This is a genomic window from Streptomyces beijiangensis (genome assembly GCF_017315755.1).
Classification (GTDB): Bacteria; Actinomycetota; Actinomycetes; order Streptomycetales; family Streptomycetaceae; genus Streptomyces; species Streptomyces beijiangensis.
Map to the genome: position 1 here is coordinate 1 of NZ_JAFLRJ010001336.1, position 524 is coordinate 524.

General features: G+C 78.6%; 1 pseudogene. It reads left to right on the forward strand.

Going from position 1 to position 524, the window contains the following annotated elements:
- Positions 1–50: 50 nt before the first annotated feature.
- Positions 51–524 (forward strand): annotated as a pseudogene (locus J0695_RS41730) (type II secretion system F family protein); the annotation flags it as partial.

Genomic DNA, 524 nt, shown 5'->3' on the forward strand with positions numbered 1-524 from the left:
GAGCGGGAGTTGACCGGACCTGATCTCCTCGCCGCGCCCGGCCGGCTGCCGCCGCCGCGGGGGTCTGGCGCTGGCAGCGGCGGCGGAAGCCGGCCGGGCGCGGCGAGGAGATCAGGTCCGGTCAACTCCCGCTCGCCGCAGACCTGCTGGCGGCCTGTGTCGCGGCCGGGGCGAGTCCGCGGGAGGCGGCCGAGGCGGTCGGGGAGTCGCTCGGGGGCCGGGTCGGCGAGGTGCTCGCGCGGACGGCGGCGGAGTTGCGGCTCGGCGGTGAACCGGCCGGTGCGTGGGGGCGGTTCGGGGCGATACCCGGGGCGGCGGCGCTGGCCCGCTGTCTGGAGCGTGCCGGGTCGACCGGGGCTCCGGCGGCCGGACCGGTGGCCCGGGTGGCCTCGGGTCTGCGGGCCGAGCAGGACCGGGCGGCCAGGGCCCGGGCCCCGCGGGCATACGTGTTGATCACAGCTCCGGTGGGGCTCTGCTTTCTGCCGGCCTTCCTGGCGGTGGGTGTGGCACCGGTGGTGATCGGA